This is a genomic window from Frigoribacterium sp. NPDC087798 (assembly GCF_044742985.1).
GTDB lineage: Bacteria > Actinomycetota > Actinomycetes > Actinomycetales > Microbacteriaceae > Frigoribacterium.
On record NZ_JBIUVP010000002.1, the window covers coordinates 327074 to 351380 of the forward strand.

At 73.2% G+C, this 24307-nt stretch carries 22 protein-coding genes; 9 read left to right on the forward strand and 13 right to left on the reverse strand.

What is annotated here, in order from left to right; translation table 11 throughout:
- Positions 1-137 precede the first annotated feature (137 nt).
- Genes ACIOSR_RS08550 through ACIOSR_RS08580 form a run of 7 tightly spaced genes read right to left on the reverse strand, consistent with a single transcriptional unit; the run spans position 138 to position 7420 of the window.
- The gene (locus tag ACIOSR_RS08550) at positions 138-1598 is read right to left on the reverse strand and encodes an 8-oxoguanine deaminase (protein ID WP_402752355.1); all 1461 of its coding nucleotides are present in this window, start codon (positions 1596-1598) and stop codon (positions 138-140) included.
- Positions 1595-2644 carry an adenosine deaminase gene (gene add, locus ACIOSR_RS08555; protein ID WP_402752356.1) on the reverse strand — a complete coding sequence of 350 codons (1050 nt, stop codon included), beginning with the start codon at positions 2642-2644 and terminating at the stop codon, positions 1595-1597. Before add ends, ACIOSR_RS08550 begins: the two co-directional genes overlap by 4 nt.
- Positions 2641-3630 carry a nucleoside hydrolase gene (locus ACIOSR_RS08560; protein WP_402752357.1) on the reverse strand — a complete coding sequence of 330 codons (990 nt, stop codon included), beginning with the start codon at positions 3628-3630 and terminating at the stop codon, positions 2641-2643. Before ACIOSR_RS08560 ends, add begins: the two co-directional genes overlap by 4 nt.
- Positions 3627-4523 (reverse strand): ABC transporter permease, encoded by an 897-nt coding sequence (locus ACIOSR_RS08565; RefSeq protein WP_173152462.1) that lies wholly within the window; start codon positions 4521-4523, stop codon positions 3627-3629. The genes ACIOSR_RS08560 and ACIOSR_RS08565 overlap by 4 nt, the downstream gene beginning before the upstream one ends.
- Positions 4523-5437, reverse strand: coding sequence for an ABC transporter permease (locus ACIOSR_RS08570; protein ID WP_056048290.1), 915 nt, complete (start codon positions 5435-5437; stop codon positions 4523-4525). Before ACIOSR_RS08570 ends, ACIOSR_RS08565 begins: the two co-directional genes overlap by 1 nt.
- Complete coding sequence (locus ACIOSR_RS08575; protein ID WP_082460547.1) at positions 5430-6293, reverse strand: ABC transporter ATP-binding protein; 864 nt, start codon at positions 6291-6293, stop codon at positions 5430-5432. Before ACIOSR_RS08575 ends, ACIOSR_RS08570 begins: the two co-directional genes overlap by 8 nt.
- Entirely contained in the window at positions 6290-7420 is a 1131-nt protein-coding gene (locus tag ACIOSR_RS08580; RefSeq protein ID WP_056048287.1) for an ABC transporter substrate-binding protein, read from the reverse strand. Before ACIOSR_RS08580 ends, ACIOSR_RS08575 begins: the two co-directional genes overlap by 4 nt.
- 119 nt (positions 7421-7539) lie before the next feature.
- On the opposite strand from ACIOSR_RS08580, the gene ACIOSR_RS08585 reads away from it, so the two are divergent.
- Both ACIOSR_RS08585 and ACIOSR_RS08590 read left to right on the forward strand, forming a co-directional pair.
- The gene (locus ACIOSR_RS08585; RefSeq protein ID WP_056048284.1) at positions 7540-8139 is read left to right on the forward strand and encodes a TetR/AcrR family transcriptional regulator; all 600 of its coding nucleotides are present in this window, start codon (positions 7540-7542) and stop codon (positions 8137-8139) included.
- Positions 8140-8207: 68 nt separating this feature from the next.
- The gene (locus tag ACIOSR_RS08590; RefSeq protein WP_402752358.1) at positions 8208-9608 is read left to right on the forward strand and encodes an NtaA/DmoA family FMN-dependent monooxygenase; all 1401 of its coding nucleotides are present in this window, start codon (positions 8208-8210) and stop codon (positions 9606-9608) included.
- A 100-nt stretch (positions 9609-9708) separates the two neighbouring features.
- On the opposite strand, the gene ACIOSR_RS08595 is transcribed toward ACIOSR_RS08590, so the two are convergent.
- The gene (locus ACIOSR_RS08595; RefSeq protein ID WP_402752359.1) at positions 9709-10446 is read right to left on the reverse strand and encodes an HAD family hydrolase; all 738 of its coding nucleotides are present in this window, start codon (positions 10444-10446) and stop codon (positions 9709-9711) included.
- A gap of 142 nt (positions 10447-10588) precedes the next feature.
- Here ACIOSR_RS08595 and ACIOSR_RS08600 point away from each other — a divergent pair, with 142 nt between their 5' ends.
- From ACIOSR_RS08600 to ACIOSR_RS08610, 3 genes are all read left to right on the forward strand, one after another.
- Positions 10589-11302, forward strand: coding sequence for a general stress protein (locus ACIOSR_RS08600; protein ID WP_402752360.1), 714 nt, complete (start codon positions 10589-10591; stop codon positions 11300-11302).
- A 128-nt stretch (positions 11303-11430) separates the two neighbouring features.
- On the forward strand, positions 11431-11670 hold the full coding sequence (locus ACIOSR_RS08605; protein ID WP_123520256.1) for a hypothetical protein: 240 nt from the start codon (positions 11431-11433) through the stop codon (positions 11668-11670).
- A complete protein-coding gene (locus ACIOSR_RS08610) occupies positions 11667-12116 on the forward strand; it encodes a MarR family winged helix-turn-helix transcriptional regulator (RefSeq protein ID WP_056048272.1) in 450 nt (149 codons plus the stop codon). Before ACIOSR_RS08605 ends, ACIOSR_RS08610 begins: the two co-directional genes overlap by 4 nt.
- A gap of 21 nt (positions 12117-12137) precedes the next feature.
- On the opposite strand, the gene ACIOSR_RS08615 is transcribed toward ACIOSR_RS08610, so the two are convergent.
- Positions 12138-12449 (reverse strand): hypothetical protein, encoded by a 312-nt coding sequence (locus ACIOSR_RS08615; RefSeq protein ID WP_056048270.1) that lies wholly within the window; start codon positions 12447-12449, stop codon positions 12138-12140.
- 176 nt (positions 12450-12625) lie between these two features.
- Complete coding sequence (locus tag ACIOSR_RS08620) at positions 12626-13360, reverse strand: FadR/GntR family transcriptional regulator (protein ID WP_200413187.1); 735 nt, start codon at positions 13358-13360, stop codon at positions 12626-12628.
- A 212-nt stretch (positions 13361-13572) separates the two neighbouring features.
- On the opposite strand from ACIOSR_RS08620, the gene ACIOSR_RS08625 reads away from it, so the two are divergent.
- The 3 genes from ACIOSR_RS08625 to ACIOSR_RS08635 all read left to right on the forward strand — a co-directional run bounded on the left by ACIOSR_RS08625 (position 13573) and on the right by ACIOSR_RS08635 (position 16970).
- On the forward strand, positions 13573-14964 hold the full coding sequence (locus tag ACIOSR_RS08625) for a GntP family permease (RefSeq protein WP_402752361.1): 1392 nt from the start codon (positions 13573-13575) through the stop codon (positions 14962-14964).
- The gene (locus ACIOSR_RS08630) at positions 14964-15557 is read left to right on the forward strand and encodes a gluconokinase (RefSeq protein WP_082452443.1); all 594 of its coding nucleotides are present in this window, start codon (positions 14964-14966) and stop codon (positions 15555-15557) included. Before ACIOSR_RS08625 ends, ACIOSR_RS08630 begins: the two co-directional genes overlap by 1 nt.
- A gap of 210 nt (positions 15558-15767) precedes the next feature.
- Entirely contained in the window at positions 15768-16970 is a 1203-nt protein-coding gene (locus ACIOSR_RS08635; protein ID WP_402752362.1) for an alcohol dehydrogenase catalytic domain-containing protein, read from the forward strand.
- Between the two features lie 93 nt (positions 16971-17063).
- On the opposite strand, the gene ACIOSR_RS08640 is transcribed toward ACIOSR_RS08635, so the two are convergent.
- From ACIOSR_RS08640 to ACIOSR_RS08650, 3 genes are all read right to left on the reverse strand, one after another.
- Positions 17064-17603 carry a GNAT family N-acetyltransferase gene (locus ACIOSR_RS08640; protein ID WP_402752363.1) on the reverse strand — a complete coding sequence of 180 codons (540 nt, stop codon included), beginning with the start codon at positions 17601-17603 and terminating at the stop codon, positions 17064-17066.
- Between the two features lie 143 nt (positions 17604-17746).
- Complete coding sequence (locus ACIOSR_RS08645; RefSeq protein WP_402752364.1) at positions 17747-22837, reverse strand: glycoside hydrolase family 3 N-terminal domain-containing protein; 5091 nt, start codon at positions 22835-22837, stop codon at positions 17747-17749.
- Positions 22838-23078: 241 nt separating this feature from the next.
- Positions 23079-23576: a DUF4188 domain-containing protein gene (locus ACIOSR_RS08650; protein ID WP_173152438.1), complete on the reverse strand. Its 498-nt coding sequence runs from the start codon at positions 23574-23576 to the stop codon at positions 23079-23081.
- Between the two features lie 73 nt (positions 23577-23649).
- On the opposite strand from ACIOSR_RS08650, the gene ACIOSR_RS08655 reads away from it, so the two are divergent.
- A complete protein-coding gene (locus ACIOSR_RS08655) occupies positions 23650-24258 on the forward strand; it encodes a MerR family transcriptional regulator (protein ID WP_402752365.1) in 609 nt (202 codons plus the stop codon).
- Positions 24259-24307 lie beyond the last annotated feature (49 nt).

The window sequence follows — 24307 nt, forward strand, 5'->3', positions numbered from 1 at the left end:
GGAAACACTCCGCCACGAGATGTCGTGGCGGAGTGTTTACTTCGTGGCGGGTCGCGCGGGTCGGGCGGGTCGTGCCCTCACGCCGACGGGCGCGAGAGGCGCATGAGGCGCAAGAGGCGCAGGAGGCGCGGGTCGCGTCAGACGCGGGCGCGCAGCTCCGCCGACGCCCGGGCCGCGCCCTCGGCGAGCAGACCCTGGTCCGCGTGGACGAGCTCGCCGTCCGCCACGACCGCGTCGCCGTCGACCCAGAGCCGGGCCAGCGGCGGCATCGAGGCGAGCCCCAGGGCGGCCACCGGGTCGGCGATGCCCGCGAACTCGACCCCGTCGACGCGCCAGAGGGCGAGGTCGGCGAGCTTCCCGCCCTCGATCGAGCCGAGGTCCGCGTCGCGTCCGAGCACGCGGGCACCGCCGATCGTCGCCAGGCGCAGGCCCTGCCGGACCGAGAACGCGTCCGCCCCGGAGCGCAGGCGCCCGAAGAGCACCGCCTGCCGGATCTCGGTGCCGAGCTGGCCGGACTCGTTCGACGCGGCACCGTCGACCCCGAGCCCGACGGGCGCCCCCGCGCGCAGCAACGATGCGATCGGGGCGATGCCCGCGGCGAGACGACCGTTCGACGAGGGGCAGTGCGCCACACCGGTCCCCGTCGCGGCGAACCGTCCGATCGCGTGGTCGTCGAGGTGGACGCAGTGGGCCATCCAGACGTCGTCGCCGAGCCAGCCGAGGTCCTCCAGGTACTGGGTCGGCGTGCGGCCGAACCGCTCGAGGCAGAACGCGTCCTCCTCCACGGTCTCGGAGCCGTGGGTGTGCAGCCGGACCCCGAGCTGCCGCCCGAGGACGGCGGCCTCGCGCAGCAGGTCGGGCGTCACCGAGAACGGCGAGCAGGGCGCGATCGCGATCTGGACCCGCGCGTCGCCGGACGGGTCGTGGAACCGCGCCACCGCCTCCTGGCTGGCGCGCAGCGCGGCGTCCGTCGTCTCGACGGCGAAGTCCGGCGGCAGGCCGCCCTGCGACCGACCGAGGTCCATCGAGCCGCGCGTGGCGTGCAGGCGGACGCCGACGGTCGTGGCGGCCCGGACGATGCCGCCCAGCAGGTCGCCGGCCCCGGCCGGGAAGACGTAGTGGTGGTCGCCGACGGTCGTGCACCCCGACCGGGCGAGCACGGCGATCGCGGCGGCGGCCCCGGCCTCGACGAGCGGCTCGTCGAGGCGCGCCCACGTCGGGTAGAGCGCGACGAGCCAGTCGAACAGGATGGAGTCCTGCGCGATGCCACGGGTCAGCCACTGGTAGAGGTGGTGGTGCGTGTTGACCAGGCCGGGGGTCAGCAGGTGACCCCGACCGTCGACGCGCTCGACCGGGATCGGTGCGGCGTCCGGCCCGGCTGTCTCAGAAGCAGGCCCGCCCGGCCCGGGAGCCGACCCGGCCGCCGGGCCGGGCGGGGCCAGCCCGGCGGTGCACCACGCGGGGGCGGGTCCCGGCCCGACGGCGACGATGCGCGATCCGTCGACGACGACGTGCCCGCCGGCGTGCTCGGTGTCGTGGGAGTCGACCGTCGCGACGTGGGCGCCCTCGACGACCAGGCGGCGGATGGGCGGGGTCACGCCGCCAGCCACGCCGCGATCTCGCCGGCCGCCCGCTCCTTGAGCCCGTCGCTCGCCCCCGAGCACTCGATCGAGCTCAGCGCGCACGCGGCGAGCTGCTCGTCGGAGAGGCCGAGGGTCGTCCGGGCCAGCTCGTACTCGGCCAGCACGCCCGGTCCGAACAGGATGGGGTCGTCGGCGTTGATCGAGCACCGCACGCCGGCCTCGACGAGACGCTTCAGCGGGTGGTCCTCGATCGTCGGGATCACCGAGAGCAACAGGTTCGAGGTGAGGCACACGTCGAGGCAGACGCCCTCGGCGGCCAGTCGGGCCATCAGCGGTTCGCTCTGGACGGCCGTCACGCCGTGCAGCACGCGGTCGGCACCGAGGACGTCCAGCGCCTCCTCGATCTGGTCCGGGCCGGCGAGCTCGCCGGCGTGCGGCGTCGAGAGCAGGCCCGCGTGCTTGGCGATGCGGAACGCCTCCTCGTAGCGCGCCGCCGGGTTGCCGCGCTCGTCGTTGGCGAGGCCGAGCGAGACGACGCCGCGGTCGGCGTAGGCGGCGGCCAGGTGGGCCAGCTCGTTCGCGGCCTCGACGCTCTCGGTGCGGTCGACCGTGATCATCAGGCCGACCTCGACGCCCCACCGCTCGCCGCTCTCGGCGCAGGCCGCGAGCATCGCCCGCAGCGAGGCGTCGAGGGACCCGAAGGTGGCGACGTAGAACTGCGGGCTCGCCCCGAACTCGACGTAGGCGACGCCCTCGACGGCGCAGTCCTCGACCGCCTCGTCGATCAGGCGGAAGAGGTTCTCGCTCTCGGCCAGGACCACGAGCATGCCCTGGTACGTCGCACTGAACTCGCTGAAGTCGCCGAAGCTGGTGGGCATCGGCACGACGACGCCCGACGCCGCCGCCATGTCGGCCAGCGACTCGGGGCGGATCGCCGCCTCCATGTGCAGGTGCAGGTGGCCCTTGGGCAGGGCGCGCAGGTCGCGCACGACGGCGCCGGCGGGTGAGGGGGTGGCAGCCGAGGAGGCGCGGGTCGCGTCGGCGGGGGAGGTGGTGGTCACGAGCGGGCTCCGTGGATCAGGGCGTCGACGAACGACGGGAGGAAGAGGTCGGTGTGGACGGCGGTGACCGCCGTCGTGGGGGTCGACGGGTCGCCGGTCGGTACGGGGCCGTCCGGGTGCCAGTCGACCTCGGTGCCGTCGGCCGTGCGCAGCACCCGGCCGCGGGTCGCGAAGCCGTCGTTCGTGATGCCGACGGGGCCGGTGACGCTGTCGGCGATCCACTCGGGGTGGACCATCAGCGCGGCGGCGAGTCCGTCGTGCACGGGGCTGACGCGGCGGCCCCAGGCGTTCCGGTAGAAGTCCAGGTAGGTCGCCAGGACGTCGGCGGCGAACGTGCCGGTCGGCGTGCCCGAGTCCCGGAGCGCCGCGACGTGCGACTCGTCGGTGATCACCTGCGACGTCGCGTTCACGCCGACCATGAGGCGGGAGGTCGCCGGGGCGGCGAAGACCTCCCGCGCGGCCACGCCGTCGTTCTGCACGTTCGCGTCGACCATGTCCGTGCGGCCGAGGGGAGGGAAGGGCCCGCTGCCGCCCATGATCGTCACCGACCGGAAGAGGGTCAGGAGGCGCGGCTCGGCCCTCAGCGCCAGGGCCACGTTGGTGAGCGGCCCGAGGGTGAGCAGGTCGATCTCACCCGGGGACTCCCGGGCGACCTCGACGAGGCTTCCGGCCGCCGGGGTGTCGAGCAGCACGCGCGGGAGCGGCCGGTCGGCGACGACGTCACCGAGACCGTCGTGACCGTGGACGTAGTGCGCGATGTGCGCCTCCGCCTCGAGGGGGCCCTCCGCGCCCCGGGCGACCGGGACGTCCTCGAGCCCGACGAGGCGCAGCACGTGTCCGACGTTCCGCAGGGCGTCGTCGACGGCGCAGTTGCCGTAGACGGCGGTGATGCCGACGATCTCGACGTCGGGTTGTGCGGCGAGCCAGAGCAGCGCGAGGGCGTCGTCGATGCCGGTGTCGGTGTCGACCAGCGCGCGGCGCGTCACGAGGCGGTCGCCTTGCCGGCGTTGGGGCCCCACTTCGCGAGCACCGCCGTCTCGACGAACGTCGTGACCGTGTAGAGCACGATCGAGACGAGGGTGATCAGCACGACGATCGCCCAGATCTCGCCGTACTGCGACTGCGACTTGGCGGCCGTGATGGCGGCACCGAGGCCCTCGTAGGTGAACAGCCACTCGTAGAGCATCGCGCCGGTGATGGCTCCCGGCACGGCGATGCGCATCGAGGCGAAGAAGTACGGCAGGGCGGTGGGGAACGCGACCTTGCGCATGATCGTCCACCGGCTCCCGCCGTAGACCCGGATGAGGTCGACCGACTGGGCGCTGACCGAGCGGAAGCCGAGGGTCAGGTTCACCAACAACGGGAAGAACACGACCACTCCGCCGATGAAGCCGGCGGTGACGATGCCGTTGCCCAGCACGAGGTAGATCACGGGTGCCATCGCGAGCAGCGGGACGGTGCGCAGCAGCATGGCGATCGGCATGAACATGAACTCGACCGGGCGGATCAGGGTGAACACGACCGCCACGACGAGGGACCCGCCGACGCCGAAGACGAAGCCGATCGCGGCGTGCCACAGGGTCACGCCGAGCAGGCCGGCGATGTGCACGCGGTTCTCGGCGGCCGTGGTCCGACTGAGCTCGGAGTCGACGAAGAACCAACGGAACACGTCGGCCGGGGTCTTCGCGATGAACGCGTTGGCCTGCAGCACGACGATGGCGAGGTTCCACAGGATGCCGAGGATGACCGCCGAGATCGCGATCGTCAGCACGGTGCGGCCGATGCGCCGCAGGACGAACCGGGCGGTCGAGGAGGCGCTGGTCGAGACCGCGGGGGCGGTGACGCGGGTGCCGGTGCCCGTGGGCAGGGTCGTGGCCATCAGAACCCCTCTCCGGCGCGGCTGTCGCCCGCCGACCAGGGCGTGACCAGTCGGCTGATCCGCCCGATGACGAAGTAGGCGATCCCGGCGATGCCGCCCGAGATCAGGGCCAGCGCCCAGAGCTTGACCGACGCCGCCGTGGCCTGCGCCGCGAGCAGCAGGATGCCGAGGCCCTGGTCGACGCCGATGAGGAAGTACTCGCCGAGCACCGCCCCGAGGAACGCCGCGGGGGCCGCCAGCTTCAGCGCCGCGAGGATGCTGGGGAGGGCGGCGATCAGACGGACCTTGACCAGCTGCGTCCAGCGCGAGCCGCCGTAGGCCGTGATCACGTCGAGCTGGGTCTCGCTCGCGGCCCGCAGGCCGAGCAGGGTGCCGATGACGGTGGTGAAGATCACGCTGAGCGCGGCCAGGAAGATCGACGTCGTCCGGCCGCCGGCGGGCGACATGAGCGTGACGATCGGCGCGATCGCCGTCAGCGGGATGCACGAGCAGACCACTGCGAGCTGGGTCGAGAGGCCCTCGAACCACGGCACGAGCAGCACGGCGAAGGCCAACGCGAACGCGATGAGGTTGCCCCAGAGGAAGCCCCACGCCGCGCTGCCGGCGGTCGCGCCGATGGCGCGCCAGTAGACGAGGTCGCTGAGGTCGGTGACGAGCTGGACGAGCACCTGGCCGGGTGGGGGCACCGAGCCCGTCACCGAGAAGAGCGTGACGGCCACGACCTGCCAGATCGCGACGATGAGCACGATGCCGACGAGGGCGCCGACCCACGGCGGGGCAGCGGCCATCGAGCCGAGCACCGACCGTCGCTCGCGACCCCGGACGGTCTCGGCCTGGAGCGCCACGCTCTGGCCCAGCTCCGCCTCGACCTCGCGCTCGGCCGTCTCGCGGGGCGACGTGTGCAGGTCAGTCATCGGCGGCCGCCCCGTGCGAGCCGAACAGGATCTCGGAGATGCGGTCGACGTACGCGTGGAACTCCGGCGTGCGGGTCAGCTCGGGCAGGCGCGGTCGGGGCAGGTCGATCTCGACCACCTCGGCGATGCGGCCGGGCCGGGCGCTCATCACGGCGACGACGTCGGACAGGAACACGGCCTCGGCGATGCCGTGCGTCACCATGAGCGTCGTGGCGGGCTTCTCGCCCCAGATGCGCAGCAGCTCCACGTTCATGCGCTGCCGCGTCATGTCGTCGAGCGCGCCGAAGGGCTCGTCGAGCAGCATGATGGTCGGCTGCACGGCGAGGCAGCGGGCGATCGAGACGCGCTGGCGCATGCCGCCCGACAGCTGCGCCGGCTTGGCCTTCTCGAAGCCCTTCAGGCCGACGAGGTCGATCAGGTCGTCGATCAGGCCGGCCGGGGGAGTCAGCCCGGCGACTTCGAGCGGCAACCGGATGTTGTTCTCCACGCTGCGCCAGGGCAGCAGGGCCGAGTCCTGGAACGCGATGCCCGTCTCGTGCCCGCGCTGCACCTCGGCCGCGGTCTTGCCGTTGATCACGACGCTGCCCGAGGTGGGCGTCTCGAGCCCCGCCAGGATGCGCAGGATGGTCGACTTGCCGCAGCCCGAGGGGCCGAGCAGGCTGAGGAACGAGTCCTTCTTCGTGCCCAGGTCGATCTGCGTCAGGGCCTGCACGCTCTTCCGGCCGAGCTGGAACGACTTGGTCAGCCCCTGGATGTTGATGCCCGTGGCGAGTTCGGGTCGGCCGGCGGGGTCGCCCGTGGCCGTCGTGAGCGGCAGCGTGGTGCGCGCGGTCGTGGTGCCGTCCGTCATGGTCATGCCGTGGGGATCTCGAAGGTCGTGACGAGGTCGGGGTTCTCCTCGTAGACCTCCTTGATGATGCTCAGGTCGAAGAGGTCGTCGGCCGACACGTCGGTGCCCATGGCCTTGAGCGAGGCGATGTTCTCGGCGACCAGCTCGTCGGTCATCGTGAACAGGCCGTTGGCGTTGACGTCCTCGGTGAGGATCAGCGTGTTCTGCGCCTCGGCCTCGGCCGTCTGCTCCTCGACGTCGAGGTCCTGGTCCTTGCCGTACTTCTCGGCGGCGTACTTCGCGCTCTGCTCCGGGTCCTTCACCGCGTCGGTCCAGCCCTTGATCTCGGCGACCAGGAAGGCCTTGAGCATGTCGCGCTCGTTGTCGATGGTGTCCTGCGTGACGGTGAAGGTCTCGGCGACGAACGGAAGCCCGTTGTCGGCGAAGCCGAGCACGACCGGGGTGAAGCCGTCCATCTCGGCGAGGATCGGCTCGTTCGTGATGTACGACATGTGCGCGTCGTAGGCGTTCGTCTCGAGCGGGGCGATGTCGTACTGCGTGGCGACGAGCTCGACGTCGTCCAGCGTCATGTCGTTGGCCTTGAGGAAGCCCTCGAAGATCGTCTGGTTGCCGCCGGACTGCACGCCGATCTTCTTGCCCTTGAGGTCGGCCAGGGTGCGGATCGGCTCTCCCTCCTCGAGCGAGAGCAGGCAGAACGGGTTCTTCTGGAACGTCGTGCCGATGATCTTGAGGGCGGCGCCCTGAGCGACCGAGGGGCCGGTGAGCGAGGCCGACGACAACCCGACCTTGGCCTGCCCGGCGAGCAGCGCCTCCTCGGCTCCGGTCTGCCCGCCGCCCGCGAGCAGCGTGACCTCGCTGAAGCCGGCGTCGGTGTAGTAGCCCTTCTCCGTGGCGAAGTACTCGCCCGCGAACTCGATGTTCTTGATCCACGAGAGCTGGACGGCGATGGTGCCGAACGACCCGCCCGATGCGGCCCCGCCGGTCGCCGCGCCCGTCCCGGCCGACGAGTCGGTGCAGGCGGCGAGCAGGGCGGTCGTGCCGACGACGAGGGCGGCCGACCCGCCCAGGCGCAGGAACCCGCGGCGGTCGAGGGAGGTGGAGCGGAACGCGGGAGGAACGGAGAGAGGGCTCATGGGGGAACTCCTGAGGTTCGTTCGGGTGAGGTGTCGAAAAGCTAGACCCGGACTGTTTCATCGTCGTTTCGGTCGTGTTGCCGTCGTCGCCGACCTCGCGAGACGTTAGTTTCGGGGTCATGGCCACGCGTGAGTCGTCCGACAAGAGGGCCGAACTGCTCGAGCGCGTCGTCGACCACGTGCTCGAGAACGGCGTCGGCCAGCTCACCCTGCGCGCCCTCGCGACGGCGGTCGGCTCGAACAACCGCATGCTGCTGTACTACTTCGGCAGCCGCGAAGAACTGGTCGTCACGGCGCTGCACGGGGCCGAACGGCGGTTCCCGGGCATCGTGGGGGTCGTGGACCACCTGGCCGGGCCGGACCTGCCCCTCGACCAGCGCCTCCTCGCCGTCTGGCGGACGGTGTCCGATCCCGTCAACCAGCCCTTCAACCGCCTGTTCTTCGAGGTGTTCGGCCTCGCGAGCTTCGATCGCGAGCGCTACGCCTCGCTGCTCGGCGACATCGGCTCCGAGTGGGTGGGTCAGGTGGCGGCCGCGTACCGCGCCGAGGGCGTCGAGGAGGCGCGGGCCGAGTCGCTCGCGCACGAGACGGTCGCGCTCTGGCGCGGTCTCCAGGCGACGCTGCTCAGCGCCGGGGCGAGCGCGGCCGTCGACCGCGCGGCCGTCGACGCGACCGCGGCGCTCGTCGCCCGCGTCCGCGCCGCCGCCGTCCCCGCCTGAGGGGAGCCCCGTGTTAAGACCTTGTTTCGGGGCTGGACTCTGGGTGAACCATCCGGTTCACTGACGGCATGAAGCAGATCCGTCTCGGTGTGTTCGAAGTCGCCGGCCCCCAGGTCGGCGGCACCCTCAGCTGGTCCCACCCGCGCAGCGACTCGCTCGGCTACCACGGGCTCGACCTGTGGATCGGCATGGCGAAGCTGCTCGACGCGGCCGGCTTCGACTTCTTGTTCTTCGCCGACGGGTTCGGTTACCCGTCGGTCGACGGCGACCTGCCCGAGACCGCGGCGCGGGGCGGCATCAACTTCCCCGGCATGGACCCGGCCCTGCTGATCCCGACCCTGGCCCGCGAGACCGAACGCCTCGGCTTCGTCGTCACCTCGTCGACCGGCCTCGACCACCCCGTGCAGTCGGCCCGCCGCTTCGCCACGCTCGACCACCTGACGGGCGGCCGCATCGGCTGGAACATCGTCACGGGCGCCTCGCAGAACACCGTCGCCGAGCTGTTCGGCCACGACGAGATGCGCGGCCACGACGCCCGCTACGACCAGGCCGACGAGTACGTCGACCTGGCGATCACGCTCTGGGAGGGCTGCTGGGAGGACGGCGCGTTCCGCGGCGACGCCGAGGCGGGCGTCCTCGCCGACCGAGACCGCATCCACCGGGTCGAGTTCGCCGGCGAGCACTTCCGGTCGTCCGGCTACTTCACGGTCGCCCCGTCCCCGCAGCGGACGCCCGTCCTGTTCCAGGCCGGCACGTCCGACCGGGGGCGCGCCTACGCCGCGCGCAACGCCGAGTGCGTCTTCGTGCAGGGCACGACGGTGCCGAAGACGGCCGCGAACGTCGCCGACATCCGCGCGAAGGCGGCCGCCCTCGGCCGCGACCCCGAGTTGGTCAAGATCATGGTCGGGCTGACCGTCACGGTGGCCCCGACCCACGACGAGGCCGTCGCGCTGCGGAAGGAGTTCGACGACCTCCAGACCGACGAGGTCGTCGCCGTCCTCTACGCGGGCAACACGGGCATCGACCTGCTCTCGCTCGACCCGTCCCGCGATTTAACGCAGCTGCAGGACGACGGCGGCCCCGTCGGGCAGATGGGTCAGAGCAACATCGACCGGTTCCTGCCGAAGGACGGTTCGCCGGCCCCGACCGTGCGCGAGATCCTCGACGACCTGCGAGGCAAGGGCACCCGGGGGCTCCAGCTGGTCGGCGACCCCGTGGAGGTCGCGGACGAGCTCGAGCGGCTCGTCGACGAGACCGACCTCGACGGATTCCTGATCGAGCCGATCTTCGGCACGGCCGACCTGGCCGACTTCGCCGACCTCGTCGTGCCCGAACTGCGTCGCCGCGGCCGGATGCCGGTCGAGCCGGCCACAGGCACGCTGCGGGAGCAGATGCTCGGCCGTCCCGGCGCACACCTCTCGGCCGACCACCCGGGTGCCCGCTTCGCGGTGGTGCCGGCGACGGTCTGACGCCGACGCCGATCTCGCGACGGGTGGTGCGCCTCCTCGGGGGCCGTGTCCCGGAGGCGCGGCGCGCTCAGGGCGTGCGGCTGGTCGGTGGAGGCTCGGCTCAGGAGGCGCGTCCCGCCCAGGCGCGGATCGCCGGGTACAGCTCGGGTAGCGTCCCCGCGCGATGCGTCGGCCGGGCGTCCACGGAGGGGAACCGCTCGACCAACGCGGTCGGCGAACCCTGGGCGGCGGCCGGTTCGAGGTCGTTCGGCCAGATGTCGCCCACGCTGAGCAGACGGTCGGGGCGGCCGGCGAGACCCGCGTCGGCGCGGAGCCGGTCGAGCACGGCGGGCAGCCCGGACGGTTTGCGCGCGTCGGTGACGATCTCGTCGACGCGGTCGGCGAGGCCCAGTCGTTCGAGGGGCTGGACGACGCCGTGCTCGGGGGAGTTCGTCACGAGCACGACGCGCACGCCGTCGGGCAGCGAGTCGAGCAGTTCGGCGAGTCCGTCCGGAGCCTCGATCTCGAGGCGGCCGTCCGCGAGGGCAGCCCGGGCGCCGGCGTACGCGGCCGAGCGGGCCGCGTCGGCGACGCCGAGGGCGCGTGAGACACGCTCGGCGACGACGTACCCGTCGGGCGACCCGTCGGCCTCGGCCAGGGCGGCCTCGACCCCGGCGGGTTCGTCGGCGAGGGGGCTGTTGACGAACCGGGCCAGCACCGCTTCGACCAGCCGGGGTGGGTGCCGCTCGTCGGTCGCCGTGAGGGCCTCGTCCAGGAGGCGCGCGTAGGTCAGGACGGCGCCGTCGCCCAGGCAGACGGTCCCGTCGAAGTCGAGCACGAGGACGTGGGTGGTGGTCATCCGTCGATCCTGCCCCACGTGACCGACACCCGAGCATGGGAGGGGCCGTGGTGCGGCCGGTGGGACTGGGAGCGGGCCAAGGAATGCTGTGGGCCGTCTGTGCATTCCCTCCGCGTCGACGCGGGCGCGATAGAACGGGAGCATGAGCAACGAGCAGGACACCACGCCCACCCCCGACGACCGCCCCCGCCCCGCGTACGGCGAGTACGCACCGCAGTCCGCCGGGCAGCCGGCAGGCGACCAGGGTCAGCAGGCCGGGCAGGCCCCGGGCCCGTCGGGCACGGTGCCGGGTCAGGGCGACCGGTCGGGCGCGCCGTACGGCCAGCCCGGCTACGGCCAGCCCGGGCCGCAGGCCACGCCGACGACGGGCACCCCGGGCCCCGGCGGCATCGGCGCCTTCGCGGGTGCGGGCTACCCCCAGGTGCTCGCGTCGTTCACGAAGTACGAGGACGCCCAGTCGGCCGTCGACCTCTTGTCGGACGAGGGCTTCCCCGTCGAGAGCGTGTCGATCGTCGGGCACGACATCCGGACCGTCGAGAACGTGTCGGGTCGGTTGACCTCGGGCAAGGCCGCGGGACGCGGCGCCGGTGGCGGAGCGTGGTTCGGCCTGCTGCTCGGCTTGCTCTTCGGCATCTTCGCCCCGACGGGTGCCTGGATCGGCGTGCTGCTCGTCGCCGTCGGCCTCGGTGCGCTGTGGGGGGCGCTGTGGGGCTTCGTCGGCCACAAGATGCTGCGTGGTCGTCGCGACTTCTCGTCGGTCCGCACCATGGAGGCCGGTCGGTACGAGGTGCTGGTCCGCGGCGAACTCGCCGCCCGGGCGCACCAGACGCTGGCGCAGGGTCGCAAGGTCGCCTGAGCGACGCCACCCGCGCCTCCTCGGTTCCGCCGTTCCGCGCCCGCCCCGTTCGTCGGGGCGGGCGCGGTCGTGTCTCCACCGGCCGCAACCCTGTCGTTGGGGCACCAATCATTGGTAGACTCACCATCATGACGAGACCCGAGCGGCACCACGACCACGGCAGCAGGTTCGGCGACCTGGTCGAGCGCATGAACGCCCGACTGCGTCCCTACATCGGCGGCGCGCAGCTGGGGTTGAAGAACGAGGCGCCGGCGGTGGCCCCCCAGCACGGTGGCGCCTGCCCGCTCTGCGGCGCCCCGATGGACGAGCACGTCGTCGACCGCACGGGCGTCCGCACCATGGTGCACTGCCCGGCGCCGCGGGCATGAGCGCCGCCGGCGCCGATCCGCTCGAACTCGAGAGCCAGATCTGCTTCGCGCTCTCGGTCGCCTCGCGGGGCGTCGTGGCGGCCTACCGTCCGGTGCTCGAGCCGCTGGGGCTGACGCACCCGCAGTACCTCGTCATGCTGGCCCTCTGGCAGCACGCACCGCTGTCGGGTCGCGAGCTCAGTCGTCTGCTGCGGCTCGACCCGGGCACGCTCAGTCCGCTGCTCAAGCGGCTCGAGGCCCAGGGCATGCTCACCCGAGCGCGCCGGGCCGACGACGAGCGCGCGCTGTCGATCGAGCTGACCCCGGCCGGTGCCGCGTCGAGGCGTGAGGCCGAGAGCATCCCCGCCCGCATGATGGCGCGGCTCGGGGTGACGCCCGACGAGCTCGTCGTGCTGCACCGCACGATGACGAAGCTGATCGCGGCCGCCGACGCCGAGGGGGACTGACCCCCTCGGCTCCGCCGTGCCTCAGCGCAGCGGCGCGGGGACGCTCGCCGAGCGCGACCACACGACGTCGACGGTGCGCCCGAGGACGCGGGTCGCGATCTCGCCCGCCAGCGCCTCGCGGAAGTGCGACGCGGCCCGCTCGTCCGAGACCACGACGTCGACCCGCAGACCCGCGAGCTCGTCGGTCACCAGGGCGGGACCGTCGGCGAAGCGCACGAGGTACTGGTGGTCCGTGACGGGGACGTTCTCGTAGTGGTCGCGGAGGCTCTTCTCGAGCAGGCGGACCGAGTGGATTCCGTCCTTCGGCTTGACGAGGGCGCTGAGCGAGATCATGCGTCGATGCTCCACCCCGGGGGCGACCGGTGCGTGAACGGGACGTGACGGGCGCCTGTGCGTCCACCGCGCCTCCTCGGTGAGTCGGCCGTACGCGCCGACCGCACGGCCGGGACCGGGCGGGAGGCTGTCGCCGAGCAACGGCCACGGCCGGGCGGGCGGGCGGTCGGGGCCGATCAGACGGCGGGGGAGCCGCCCGACTCGGCCACGAACTCGTCGACGGTCGTGTCGATCAGCCGCCACGAGCGCGAGAAGGCCTCGTCGGCGTCGCCGGCCCGGATCGCGAGGGCGAGGTCGAGGTGCAGTCCGGCCGCCGCGGGCGTGTACTCGGTGATGGTGAAGCGGCGTTCTTCGGTCCGGGTGCGCAGCAGGGCCTCGACGGTGGACGCGAAGTGGCCGATGACGTCGTTGCCCGAGCCGCGCAGCACGGCGGTGTGGAACGCGACGTCGGCCTCGAGGTAGGCGCGGCCGTCACCGGACGCGGCGGCGGCGACCATGGTGCGGGCGGCGTCCTCGACGGCGGAGGCCTGGTCGGGGGTGAAGGCGAGCGCGCTCAGTCGGGCCGCGACCGGCTCGAGCCCGAGCCGCAGCTCGAGCAGTTCGCGCATCTGGACGAAGTACTCGGGACTGCGACCGCGCCAGAGGATGATCTGCGGGTTCATGAGATCCCACGAGGTGCGGGGGAGCACCTGCGTGCCGATGCGCTGACGCGGCTCGACCATGCCGAGCGACTGCAGCACGCGCAGGGCCTCGCGCAGCACCGACCGGGACACCGTGAAGCGGACGGCCAGGTCGTCGAGGTTCAGGATGGAGCCCACGGCCAGTCGACCGTCGACGATCTCGCTTCCGAGGACGTCGACCACCCGGGCGTGCAGGCCGCGTTCTCGTGATGCTGCGAGGCCGGGGGTCATCGACGACTCCTTGATCGAGGGGGGTGGGCAGGCAGGTGGCGGGGTGGTGCCGACTGTGGCACACTCCATAAGTCTGATTATTCACACTAATCAGATTCGTTCGTGGGACAAGACTGCCAGACATCCGTCCGGCGCCGACGGACGACAACCCCCCGGGCTCCGGCCCACGACGAAGAGGTCGCAGTGAAGCGTCCTCGGAAGGACGCGACGGAATGCACCTCCTCGCAGCGGCCACGGCCGCCCCCACGCCCTCGGGCACCGACGCGCAGTTGATCATCGCGGCCCTCGTGGGCATCGTCGTGATCGTCGGCCTCATCACCTGGCTCAAGGTCCACCCCTTCCTGGCGCTGCTGCTCGGCGCCGTCGGGGTCGGCATCGGCGCCGGCCTCGCCCCGGGCGACGCCGTCACGAGCTTCGGCACCGGCTTCGGCTCGACCATGACGAGCGTCGGCATCCTGATCGGGCTCGGCGCGATGTTCGGCAAGCTGCTCAGCGACTCGGGCGGAGCGGACCGCATCGTCGACACCCTCATCTCGCGCTCGTCGCAGAAGGCGCTGCCCTGGGTGATGGCCCTGATCGGCGCGCTGATCGGCCTGCCGATGTTCTTCGAGGTCGGCCTCGTGCTGCTGATCCCCGTGATCGTGCTCGTCGCCCGCCGGTCGGGCCTGCCGCTCATGCGCATCGCGATCCCGGCGCTCGCCGGCCTCTCGGCGATGCACGCCCTCGTGCCCCCGCACCCCGGCCCGCTGCTCGCCGTCTCGACCGTGGGCGCCGACCTCGGCCTGACGCTCGGCCTCGGCGTGCTCGTCGCGATCCCCACCGTGGTCGTCGCCGGCCCGCTGTTCTCCAAGCTCGCCGCGAAGTGGGCGCCCGTGCCGGTCCCCGACCTCTTCGTCTCGAAGGAAGAGGACGGCGGCGAGGGCTCGGCCCGCAGGCGCCCGAGCTTCGTCAACGCCCTGATCGGCATCCTGTTGCCCGTCGTGCTCATGCTCGCGCGCTCGATCCGCGAGGCGGCGCTGCCCACGGCGACCGGCACCTGGGTCGACCTGCTCGAGTTCCTCGGGACGCCGATGGTCGCGTTGACCGTCGCCGTGCTCTACGCGATGGTCTTCTACGCCCGCGCCGGGGGCATGGACAAGGCCGCCGTGTCGAAGACGCTCGGTTCGTCGCTGCCCGACGTCGCCGGCATCCTGCTCATCGTCGGCGCCGGTGGCGGGTTCAAACAGGTCCTGATCGACACGGGCATCGGGACCGTGATCGGTGACGCGGTGTCGGAGTCGGGCGTGAGCGTCCTGCTCGTCGCCTGGGTGGTCGCGGCGCTCGTCCGCGTCGCCACCGGGTCGGCCACCGTCGCCACGGTCACGGCCGCCGGCATCATGGCCCCGCTCGCCGCCGACATGTCGACCCCCGAGGCGTCGTTGCTGGTGCTCGCCATCGGTGCGGGCTCGGTCTTCCTGTCGCACGTGAACGACGCCGGCTTCTGGCTGATCAAGGAGTACCTCGGCACCACGGTCGGCCAGAACTTCAGGACCTGGAGCCTGATGGAGTGCGTCCTCAGCCTCACGGCCCTCGCCGGGGTCATGCTCGCGAGCGTGTTCATCTGATGACCGTCCTCGAGAACGCGGACCGCGCCTCCTCGGCTGCCGCGCCGGATGCGGGAGGCGCGGTGCCGGCGGGCGGTCCGTACGCCGCCGACCCCGTGCTCGTCGTCATGGGCGTGTCGGGTTCGGGCAAGTCGACCGTCGCGGCCCTGCTCGCCGAGCGGCTCGGCTGGGACTCGTACGAGGGCGACGACCTGCATCCCGACGAGAACGTCGAGAAGATGGCGGCCGGCACCCCGCTCGACGACGACGACCGGGCACCCTGGCTCGACACGGTCTCGTCCTGGATCGTCGAACACGCCCTGGCGGGTGTGCCCGGCGTGATCACCTGCTCGGCGCTGAAACGGAAGTACCGCGACGTGCTGCGCGAGCACAACGTCGTCTTCGTCTACCTGCGCGGCAGCCGCGACCTGCTCGGCGACCGCATGGCCGCCCGCGAGGGCCACTTCATGCCGACCGCCCTGCTCGATTCGCAGGTCGCGACGCTCGAACCGCCCGAGGCCGACGAGCGGCACGTCGTGGTCGACGCCGGCCGGTCGCCCGAGGACGAGGCCGACGACGTGATCCGGGCGCTGGGGCTGACGCCGGTCGCCTGAGCCGGGCCGCGCCTCCGTCCCTCCTGCCGGTGCCGTGACCGGGGCTCGAGTGGGCAAGAGATGCTGGTCACGGGGTGGGTGACGGCATCTTCCGCCCACTCGACGGTGCGACGCGTTCACCGGGTGGACGCCCGCGGTTCGCCGGACCGCCACCCGCCCTGCCTAGGGTCGGGGCGTGCGCCGGAGGCCGGGTGCGAGGGGTGGGGGACGATGTCGAGGGCGACGCAGGCGGGGCGGCCGCGGGTCGACCCGATGCGTCCCGTGCTCGACGGCCGCGACGTGTGCCTCGACCCGCCGGCATCGGCACAGGTCTGGCTCGGCGCCGGGGTCGGAAGCGGACACGGCTTCAGCGAGATCGCCGTGCCCGGGGTGCGCCTCGCGCGCGGGGACGCCCTGGTCGCCGTCGAGCTCACGGCCGTCCGCCTCGACGTGGTGCGCTCCCTCGGCGATCGGGGGTCGGCGTGCCTGCCCGTGGTGCCGGGCGGCTCGGCGGTCGGGCAGGTCGTCGAGGCCGACGAGCACGCCCGCGCCCACGACGGCCGACGGCTGCGGCCCGGCATGCGCGTCGTCTGGTCCGGCACCGTGGCGTGCGGTCGGTGCGTCCCGTGTCATCGGGGTCTGACCTCGGCCTGCGTCTCGGGGGAGCGGTACGGCGAGGAGCGCACGCGGCGCAGCTGGCAGTTGTCCGGCACGGTCGCGAGCCACGTGCACCTGCGCCGGGGGACCACCGTGGTGGTCGTCGCCGACGACGTGCCCGCGGCCGTGCTCGCCCCGGTGGCGGGCGTGACCGCGACGGCCGCGGAGGTGCTGCACCGCGCCTCCTCGGTGCTCGGACTCTCGGGGGTGCCGTCACTCGCGGGCCAGGTCGTCGTCGTGTCGGGGGCGGGTGCCGTCGGACTGGTCGCGACGGCGATGGCCACGGACGCCGGGGCGCGCGTCGTGGTCGTCGACCCCGAGGAGGCGCGGCGCGAGCGGTCGCACGCGTTCGGCGCCGTCGCCGTGGCCGACCCCGGGGCGGCGACCGGGTCGCACGCCCTCTCTCGCGTGCTCGCGTCGGTCGACCGGTCGGGGCGTCACCGCACGGTGGGGCTGGCCTTCGACGGGGTCGCGGCGGCGTCGGCCCTGGTCGAGCGGGTGGCCGTCGGGGGAGTCGTGGTGCTGGCGGGGGCGGCAGCGCGTGGCGGGGAGGTCGGCGTGAGCGGTGCCCGACTGGTCGAGGGGCTCGTCACGGTCGGCGGCGTGCGCGACGCGGAGCCGGAGCGGCTCGACTCGTCCGTGGCGTGGGCGACCGAAGCGTGGCGGCGGTGGCCGCTGGAGTCGCTCGTGGGCGGGACGATCCCGCTGGCGGAGGTGGGCACGGTGCTCGCCGCGGCGGACGTGGACGACCGCCTGGTCGGGGTCGAGCCCGGGTAGGCCACAGGGTGGGGACCGTCGTGTCTCGCGTGCCCCCTGCCTCGGCGGTCCCTCGCCCGGAGCGGCGTCGCCGGTGGCATCACGAGGCGCGGGTCAGGAGGCGCGGCTCAGGCGGTACAGCACGTGCGGCCGGAGCGCGTGGCCCGGCGGGAGCGGGGGGTGCTCGAAGTCGTCGGCGGGGTCGTGCGCCATGCCGAGGCGGCGCATCACGCGGCGGGACGGGTCGTTGGTCGCCGCCGTGAAGCTGACCAGGGCGGGCAGGTCGGCGCCGGCCGGGTCGAACGCGAACCGGACGACCTCCCGGGCGGCCTCGGTGGCGACGCCCTGACCCCAGGCCTCACGGGCGAGTCGCCACCCGATCTCGACCTGCCCCACGAGCGCGGGGTCGAACGAGGGACGGGACAGCCCGACGAAGCCGACGAACGCACCCGAGTCGCGACGCTCGACGGCCCACAGCCCGAAGCCGTCCGCCTCGATCGCGGCGTCGAGCCGGTCGGCCAGGGCGTCGCTCTCGGCACGCGTGCGGGTCGAGGGGAAGTACCTCATCACCTCGGGGTCGGCGTTGAGGGCCGCGAACGGCGCACGGTCGGACTCGTGCCAGCGGCGCAGCAGCAGGCGGTCGGTGGTGAGCACCCCGTGACGCTAGCAGCGGCTGCGTTCAGGTGACGCAGCGCCGACGCGACGACGAACCCCGTTCCGAACGATGCACCCGGAAGAAGCGGGGTGCATCGTTCGAGACGGGGTTCGTGGGGGAGGCGCGGTGCGGCGGGGGCGCGTCAGCCGCGGTCGCGAGGCCGACGCAGCCGCAGGGCGACCCCGAGCGCCACGATCAGGAACGCCGCGAGGGCGATGCCGATCCACTCGCCCGAGCCGGTCCAGGCGAGCCCGACCGACGACGCCACGACGGTGCCGCCCGTGCCCGTGCCCGTGCCCGTGCCCGTGCCCGAGCCGCCGCCACCCGGCGTGCCCGGCGTGCCCGTGCCCGGCGTCCCGCCACCCGGCGTCCCCGGGTCGCCGGGCACCGCCGCGGCGAGCACCGTCAGGGTGGCCCGGGCGATCTGTCCCGTCCCCTCGAGCTCGACGACGTGCGTCCCGGGTTCGAGGTCGGCCGGCACGACGAACCGCAGCACGCCGACCCCGGCCGCCGTGGCCGTCGTGGCACCGATCGACTGCGGCTCCGAGAACACGGTGCCCGCGAGGTCCTCCCCGGCGACGAACCCGGTCGCCGTGATCGACACCGTGTCGCCCGGGCGGGCGGTCGCGGGGTCGAGCGTGCCGGGCACGACGACCTTCGTCGGCTCGACGACGTCCAGGTCGATGCCGAGCACCGTCGCGAACCCGGCCAGTGCCACGTCCGGCAGACCGCGCTGCAGCGCGTTCTCGGCGTCGGCCGTCAGGGCCGCCGACCCGTCGACCGCCGTGCCGTCCACCATCGCCTGCTGGGCGAGGTCGCGGGCGACCGACACGAGGGCGTCCGCCGTGGACATCGCACCGAGGTCGGTCCCGCCGACCGGGGCGACGGCGGCGAGCAGGAGGCGCAGCGCGGCGGCGGCGTCCGTCACGGCACCGTCGCCGTCCCACACGTCGGCGTCGAGCACGGCCTGCACCGCCGCTCGGGAGGCGCCCTCGGGCAGGGAGGCGACCAGCGCCTCCAGACGCTCGCGGGCACCGTCGGTGCGCAGGCCCCAGCCGTACGGGTAGAGCGGCTCGTAGTCGGCGTCGCCGACGTTGATCGGCACCTGGTCGGCACTGGCCGCCCAGGTCACGGGCAGGCGCCCGGTGAACGGTCGGTCGCCGAACAGCACGTCGGCGACGCCGGCGCCCTCGGAGCCCGGCAGCGACGACGCGACGACAGCGTCCGCGACGCTCACGACGTCGCCGAGCAATTGCGGTCGGCCCGAGACCACGAGCACCACGCACGATGCGGCAGCGGCGCAGACCTCGTCGACGATCGCCTGGTCGGAGGCCGTCAGCGACAGGCTCGAGCCGTTGTTCGGCACATCGCCCTGACCCTCGGCGTACGGACGCTCGCCGACCACGACGACACCGGTCTGCCCGGCGCCGATCGGTGCCGAGGCGTCGGGGCTGAGGATGACCGAGGCGCCTGGAGCGACCTCACGGATGCCCTCGGCGATGCTCGTGCCCGTCGTCGTGTCGCCCGATCCGCCCTGCCAGCTGATCGTCCAGCCGCCCATCTGGCGGCCGAGGTCGTCCGCGCTGGAGCCGGCCACGTACAGGTCGGCGTCCGCGGCCAACGGCAGCGCGCCTCCGGCGTTCTTCAGCAGCACCTGCGACTCGCCGGCGGCCTGACGGGCGACGGCGCGGTTCTCGGCCGAGCCGACGCCGTCGACGTTGGTGCGGTCGGCGAACGGCTGCTCGAACAGGTTGAGGTCGAACTTCTGCGTGAGGATGCGACGCACGGCGTCGTCGACCCGCGACTCGGCCACGTCACCGGAGCGGACGGCCGCCACGATCGCGTCGATGAACGCGCCGTAGTTGTACGGCGCCATCGCCATGTCGAGCCCGGCGTTCACCGAGCGCACGGCCTTGTCGGCGTAGCTGCCGCCGGGCAGCTTGTCGATGCCCTCCCAGTCGCTGATCAGGAAGCCCTGGAACCCCAGGTCGCCCTTCAACAGGTCGTCGTTCAATGCCGCGTTCTCGTGCATGCGCACGGGCCCGTCGCCCAGGTCGACCGCCGAGTACGACGGCATGATCGTGCCCACGCCCGCCTCGAATGCCGGCAGGTACGGGTCGACGTGCAGCCGGGTGAAGTCCTCGAGCGAGTCGGCGTGCGTGACGCCCTGGTCGATCGGGTACGCACCGGTGCCGGCCACGGACTCGTCGTAGCTCGTGCCGCCGTCTCCGGCCCAGTGCTTGGCCGTGGCCAGCACCTCGTCGGCGCCGCCGATGTCGGTCGGGTCCTCACCCTGCAGGCCGATCACCGACGGGGCGGCGAAGGTGCGAACCAGGTCGGGGTCCTCGCCGAACGACTCGTAGCTGCGGCCCCACCGCTCGTCGCGGGACACGCAGAGGCAGGGGGCGAAGGTCCACGGCACGCCCGTCGCGCGCACCTCGGTCGCCGTGACCTCGGCGATCCGCTCGACGAGGGCCGGGTCGCGGGTCGCGCCGAGGCCGGTGTTGTGCGGGAAGATCGTCGCGCCCACCACGTTGCTGTGGCCGTGGACGGCGTCCACGCCGTAGACCATCGGGATCTGCAGGCGCGTCGACAGCGCCTCGCGCTGGTACGCGTCGACCATGTCGGCCCAGGCCACCGCGGTGTTGCCCTCGGGCACCGAGCCGCCACCGCTCAGCAGCGAGCCGAGCGCGCGCCCGCTGACGTCCTGGGGCGACGACAGGCCGAGCCGCTCGGCCTGCGCCATCTGGCCCACCTTCTCGTCGAGCGTCATGCGGCCGAGCAGGTCGGCGACGCGGTCGGCCGTCGGCAGCGACGGGTCGAGGTACGGCAGGTCGTGCGCGCCGATCACGACGCGCGGACCGTCACCGACCTTCGCCGTGGTCGAGGCCAGCGCGATCGCGAACTCCTTCGACTCGGCGGCCCCCGAGGAGGCGCGGGTCGACACGGTCACGGGTTGCGCCGTCCCCGAGGCGGTCCCCGCCGCGAAGGTCACGGTGCCCGAGGCCGCGTCGTAGTCGGTGCCCTCGACGGCCGTGCCGTCGGCGGTCGACCAGTCGACCGACACGTCCGACGCCAACGGCTCGTCGCCCGCCGTCGTCACGGTCAGCGGGATCTCGACCGAGCCGCCGGCGTCCACCAGGTAGACGTCCTGCGACGGGTCGACCGTGACGGACGCGGCGCTCGCCGGGGTGCCGTAGAGCTGCGTGTCGTCGAGGGCGTAGCCGACCGGGGCGGGCGTGCCCGGGGTGAAGGTGAACGAGTAGCCGAACGCGCTCGTCAGGTCGAGGGTGCCGTTCGTCGTCGCGGCGTCACCCGGCTGGTAGCCGGACGGCGTGAACGCCGAGAAGGGCAGCTCGACGAGCTTCCAGCGGTTGGTGCTGCTGCCCCAGTTGTCCTTGAAGGTCGTCGCCCACAATTCGCTGGTCTCGGCGCTGTCGCCGCCGGCCGGGTCGCCGTCCTTGATCTCGACCTTGATGTCGGCGCCCGCCGTCGGGGAGGCCGGGTTGTTCGCCTGCGAGGCGTACCACCAGAAGCGCAGGCCCTGGTAGCTCGACCAGTCCTGGCTGTCGGCGAGGTTGTGGCTGAGGCCGCCGTAGCCGCCGGCCGGGATCGACGAGGTGCCGCTCAGCACGTGGTTGTCGGCGCGGCCGTCGCGCTCCTGCACGGTGACGTCGCGGCTGATGGTGGGCTCGAGCGGCGCGGGCGAACCCCAGGTGAAGAAGCCGAGCGGGTCGGCCGTCGTGCCGAGCGGGACGTCGCCCTCGAAGTCCTCGATCATCGTCGCGCGCTCGAAGAGGGCGACGTCGTCGACCTGCCAGGTGCCCGCGCCGAGGCCGGTCAGGGTCACGGCGAAGCCGGTCGACGCCGACGGGTCGAAGCGCAGGTCGCTGGACGGCTGGCCCTTCTGACGGAGGTCGGCGAACAGCACGCTGACCTGCTTCCAGTCCGCGCTGTCGTCGACGACGGTCTGCTCGAAGAGGGCGCCGTCGCCGTTCTTCAGCTCGTAGCGGAGGGGCAGGCCCGAGGCGGCGCCCTTGAACCAGAACGAGAAGCCGTCGTGGTCGCTCCAGTCCGTGGCGGGGACGTCGTGCGAGAAGCCGAACCAGCTCTCGGCGGTGGTCGGGCCGGCGACGGTGACGCGCAGGGCCTGGACGCCGGTCGCTCCCTCGCGCTGCGCCTCCCCGGTCTCGAGGGTCGGGGTGACGGCGGGGCTCTGGCCCCAGCCGAAGTAGCCGCTCGGCACGCCGCCCTCGAAGTCGTCGAGCACCGTGGTCGCGCCGACGTTCGGCAGGGTGCCCGTCGGGGTGAGCGCGACGGTGAGCGTGGCCCGCGTGCCGACGACCGTCGGGTCGCTCGGCTCGGACGCGGTCAGCTCGATCGACCTGCGGGGCGTGAGGGCGCCCGTCGAGGTCGTGACGAGGTCCACGGAGGCGCTGGTCTCGCCGGGCGCGAACGTGACGGTCTCGTCGAGCGCCGTGTAGTCGGTGCCCGCCACCGCCGTGCCGCCGGTGGACCGCACCCGGACGGTGACCGGCTCGTCGCTCGGACCGGTCAGGCTGAGGCCCGCGGTCAGGGTCTGGCCGGCCGCGACGGTCGCGGTCGACCGGTCGAAGGTGACCGAGCGCGTCTCGGCCTCACCGAAGACCTGCAGGCCGAAGGCCGAGTAGCCGTAGAAGTGGGGGCGCGCCGGGTCCCAGGTCGCGGCCGAGCGGTGCAGCATGCTGACGCGCACGTAGCGGGCCTCGGTGGGCGTCGACAAGGTCACGTCGTCGCGGCCGCCGTCGCTCGCGACGGTCTGCGCGGTGGTCCAGCTCGCCGGCAGGGTCGGGTCGCCCGACGTGACGTCGACCGTGTAGTCGGTCGCGTAGGAGGCCTCCCAGTCGAGGCCGATCGCGTCGACGCGGGCGGTGCCGCCGAGGTCGACGATCACCGACGCGGTGAACTCGACGTCCTCGTCGGGCCCGTTGCCGCTCGCCCAGCGGGTCGCCGGATCGCCGTCGATCAGGGCCTCGGCGGGGAACGTGCCGTCGCCGTCGGCCTGGCTCGCCGAGGCGGTCACCGTGCCGAAGCGGGCGAGGTCGACCGGTGCGGCCTGCGCGGCGATCGCGGGCAGGCCGCTGAGCAGCAGCGCCGCGGCGGCGGTCCCGGCGGCGAGCGCGAGACCGCGGCGCGGACGGCGCGGGGCTCGCGACCGAGGGGTCGAGGAGGAGCGGGCAGGGGCAGCGGACACGATTACTCCCTTGTAATCACGGCTGTCTCACGACAGAGCTGGAGCCACCCCCGAACGAGGGCGGCTCACGTCTGGCTCATCGTAGGGTCACAGGCGACTCGAGGGCAATGGGGCCCGTGGGGGCTTGACGCGACCGGCCGACAGCGCACCGCGTCCCGTGCACGGCACCTCGTCTCGACCGGGTGCGGTGCACGACACGCGGTGCGGTGACGGACGCGGCGCGGCGGGGCGGCACGCGGCGTCAGGCCGACGCGGCGCCGGGGGTCCGGCCGCTCGCGGCCCGGGCCCGCGCGGTGTCGCTGCGCGGACCGACCGGCACCGACCTGGTCGCCCGGGCCAGCCCCGACGGTGCCATGCCGACGTACATGCTCTCGGCGCGCTCGACCACGAAGGTCTCGTGCCAGATGCCGACGGCCCCCGGGGCCTTGCGTGCCCGACGGTTGAACGCCGTCCAGGCCGGCCGGTGCGCCTGCTGCGGCGAGCTCGCGTAGGCGTAGAGCTTCTCGAGAGAGGTCCAGTACTGCACGAGCACCGGCCCGCCACGTCCGAGCGTCAGCCTCATGCCCGCGAGCCCGCTCTCGGGATCACGGAACAACTCGGTGAGCATCGGTCCCATCGCCGCGAACACCGGCCCCCACTGGTCGGGCCGCCACCAGCGGTTGACGGTCATGCCGATCAGGAAGACGACGAGTTCGCCGTCGTGCTCGTGCGTGGTGCGGCCCGGGTTGACTCTCGACATGATGTCTCCTTAGATGGATAGTGGCGCTCTCCAATATTGGAGAGTCGCGCTATCCAATGTCAAGGGGCAGTCCGTGCGCATCTCCCAGCTCGCCGAGACGACCGGGGTGCCGGTCGCCACGATCAAGTACTACCTGCGCGAGGGGCTGCTGCCGGAGGGCGAGCGCACCAGCGCCACCCAGGCCCGGTACGGGGACGACCACGTGCGCCGTCTGCGGCTCGTCCGGGCGTTGCTCGGCGCGGGCGGGCTCAGCGTCGCCGGCGCGCGCGCCGTCCTCGGGCAGCTCGACGGTGAGCACGAGACGGTCGCCGAGGTGCTCGGCGTCGCCCAGTCGGCCGTCACGACGACGGCCCCCGAGGGCGTCGACCTGTCGCGGGCCGAAGCGCTCGTGGCCGGGTGGGGGTGGACGATCGATCCGGGGTCGGCCGACGTGCTCGCCGCCCTCGAGGTCGCGGTCGACGGACTCGAGGCCGCGGGGTTCGCGCTGCCCGACGGGACGCTCGACGGCTACGCGCGGTCGATGGCCGAGGTCGCCGAGGCCGAGATCGCGGGCATCCCGGTCGATTCGGTGGACGCCGCGGTGCAGTACGTCGTGCTCGGCACCGTGTTGGTCGAGCCGCTCCTGCTCGCCCTGCGCCGCCTGGCCCAGCAGGACGCGTCCTGGCGCCGCTTCGGGCCCTGACGCCGCGCCTCCGGCTGGTCGCGTCCGGCTGGTCGCGTCCGGCTGGTCG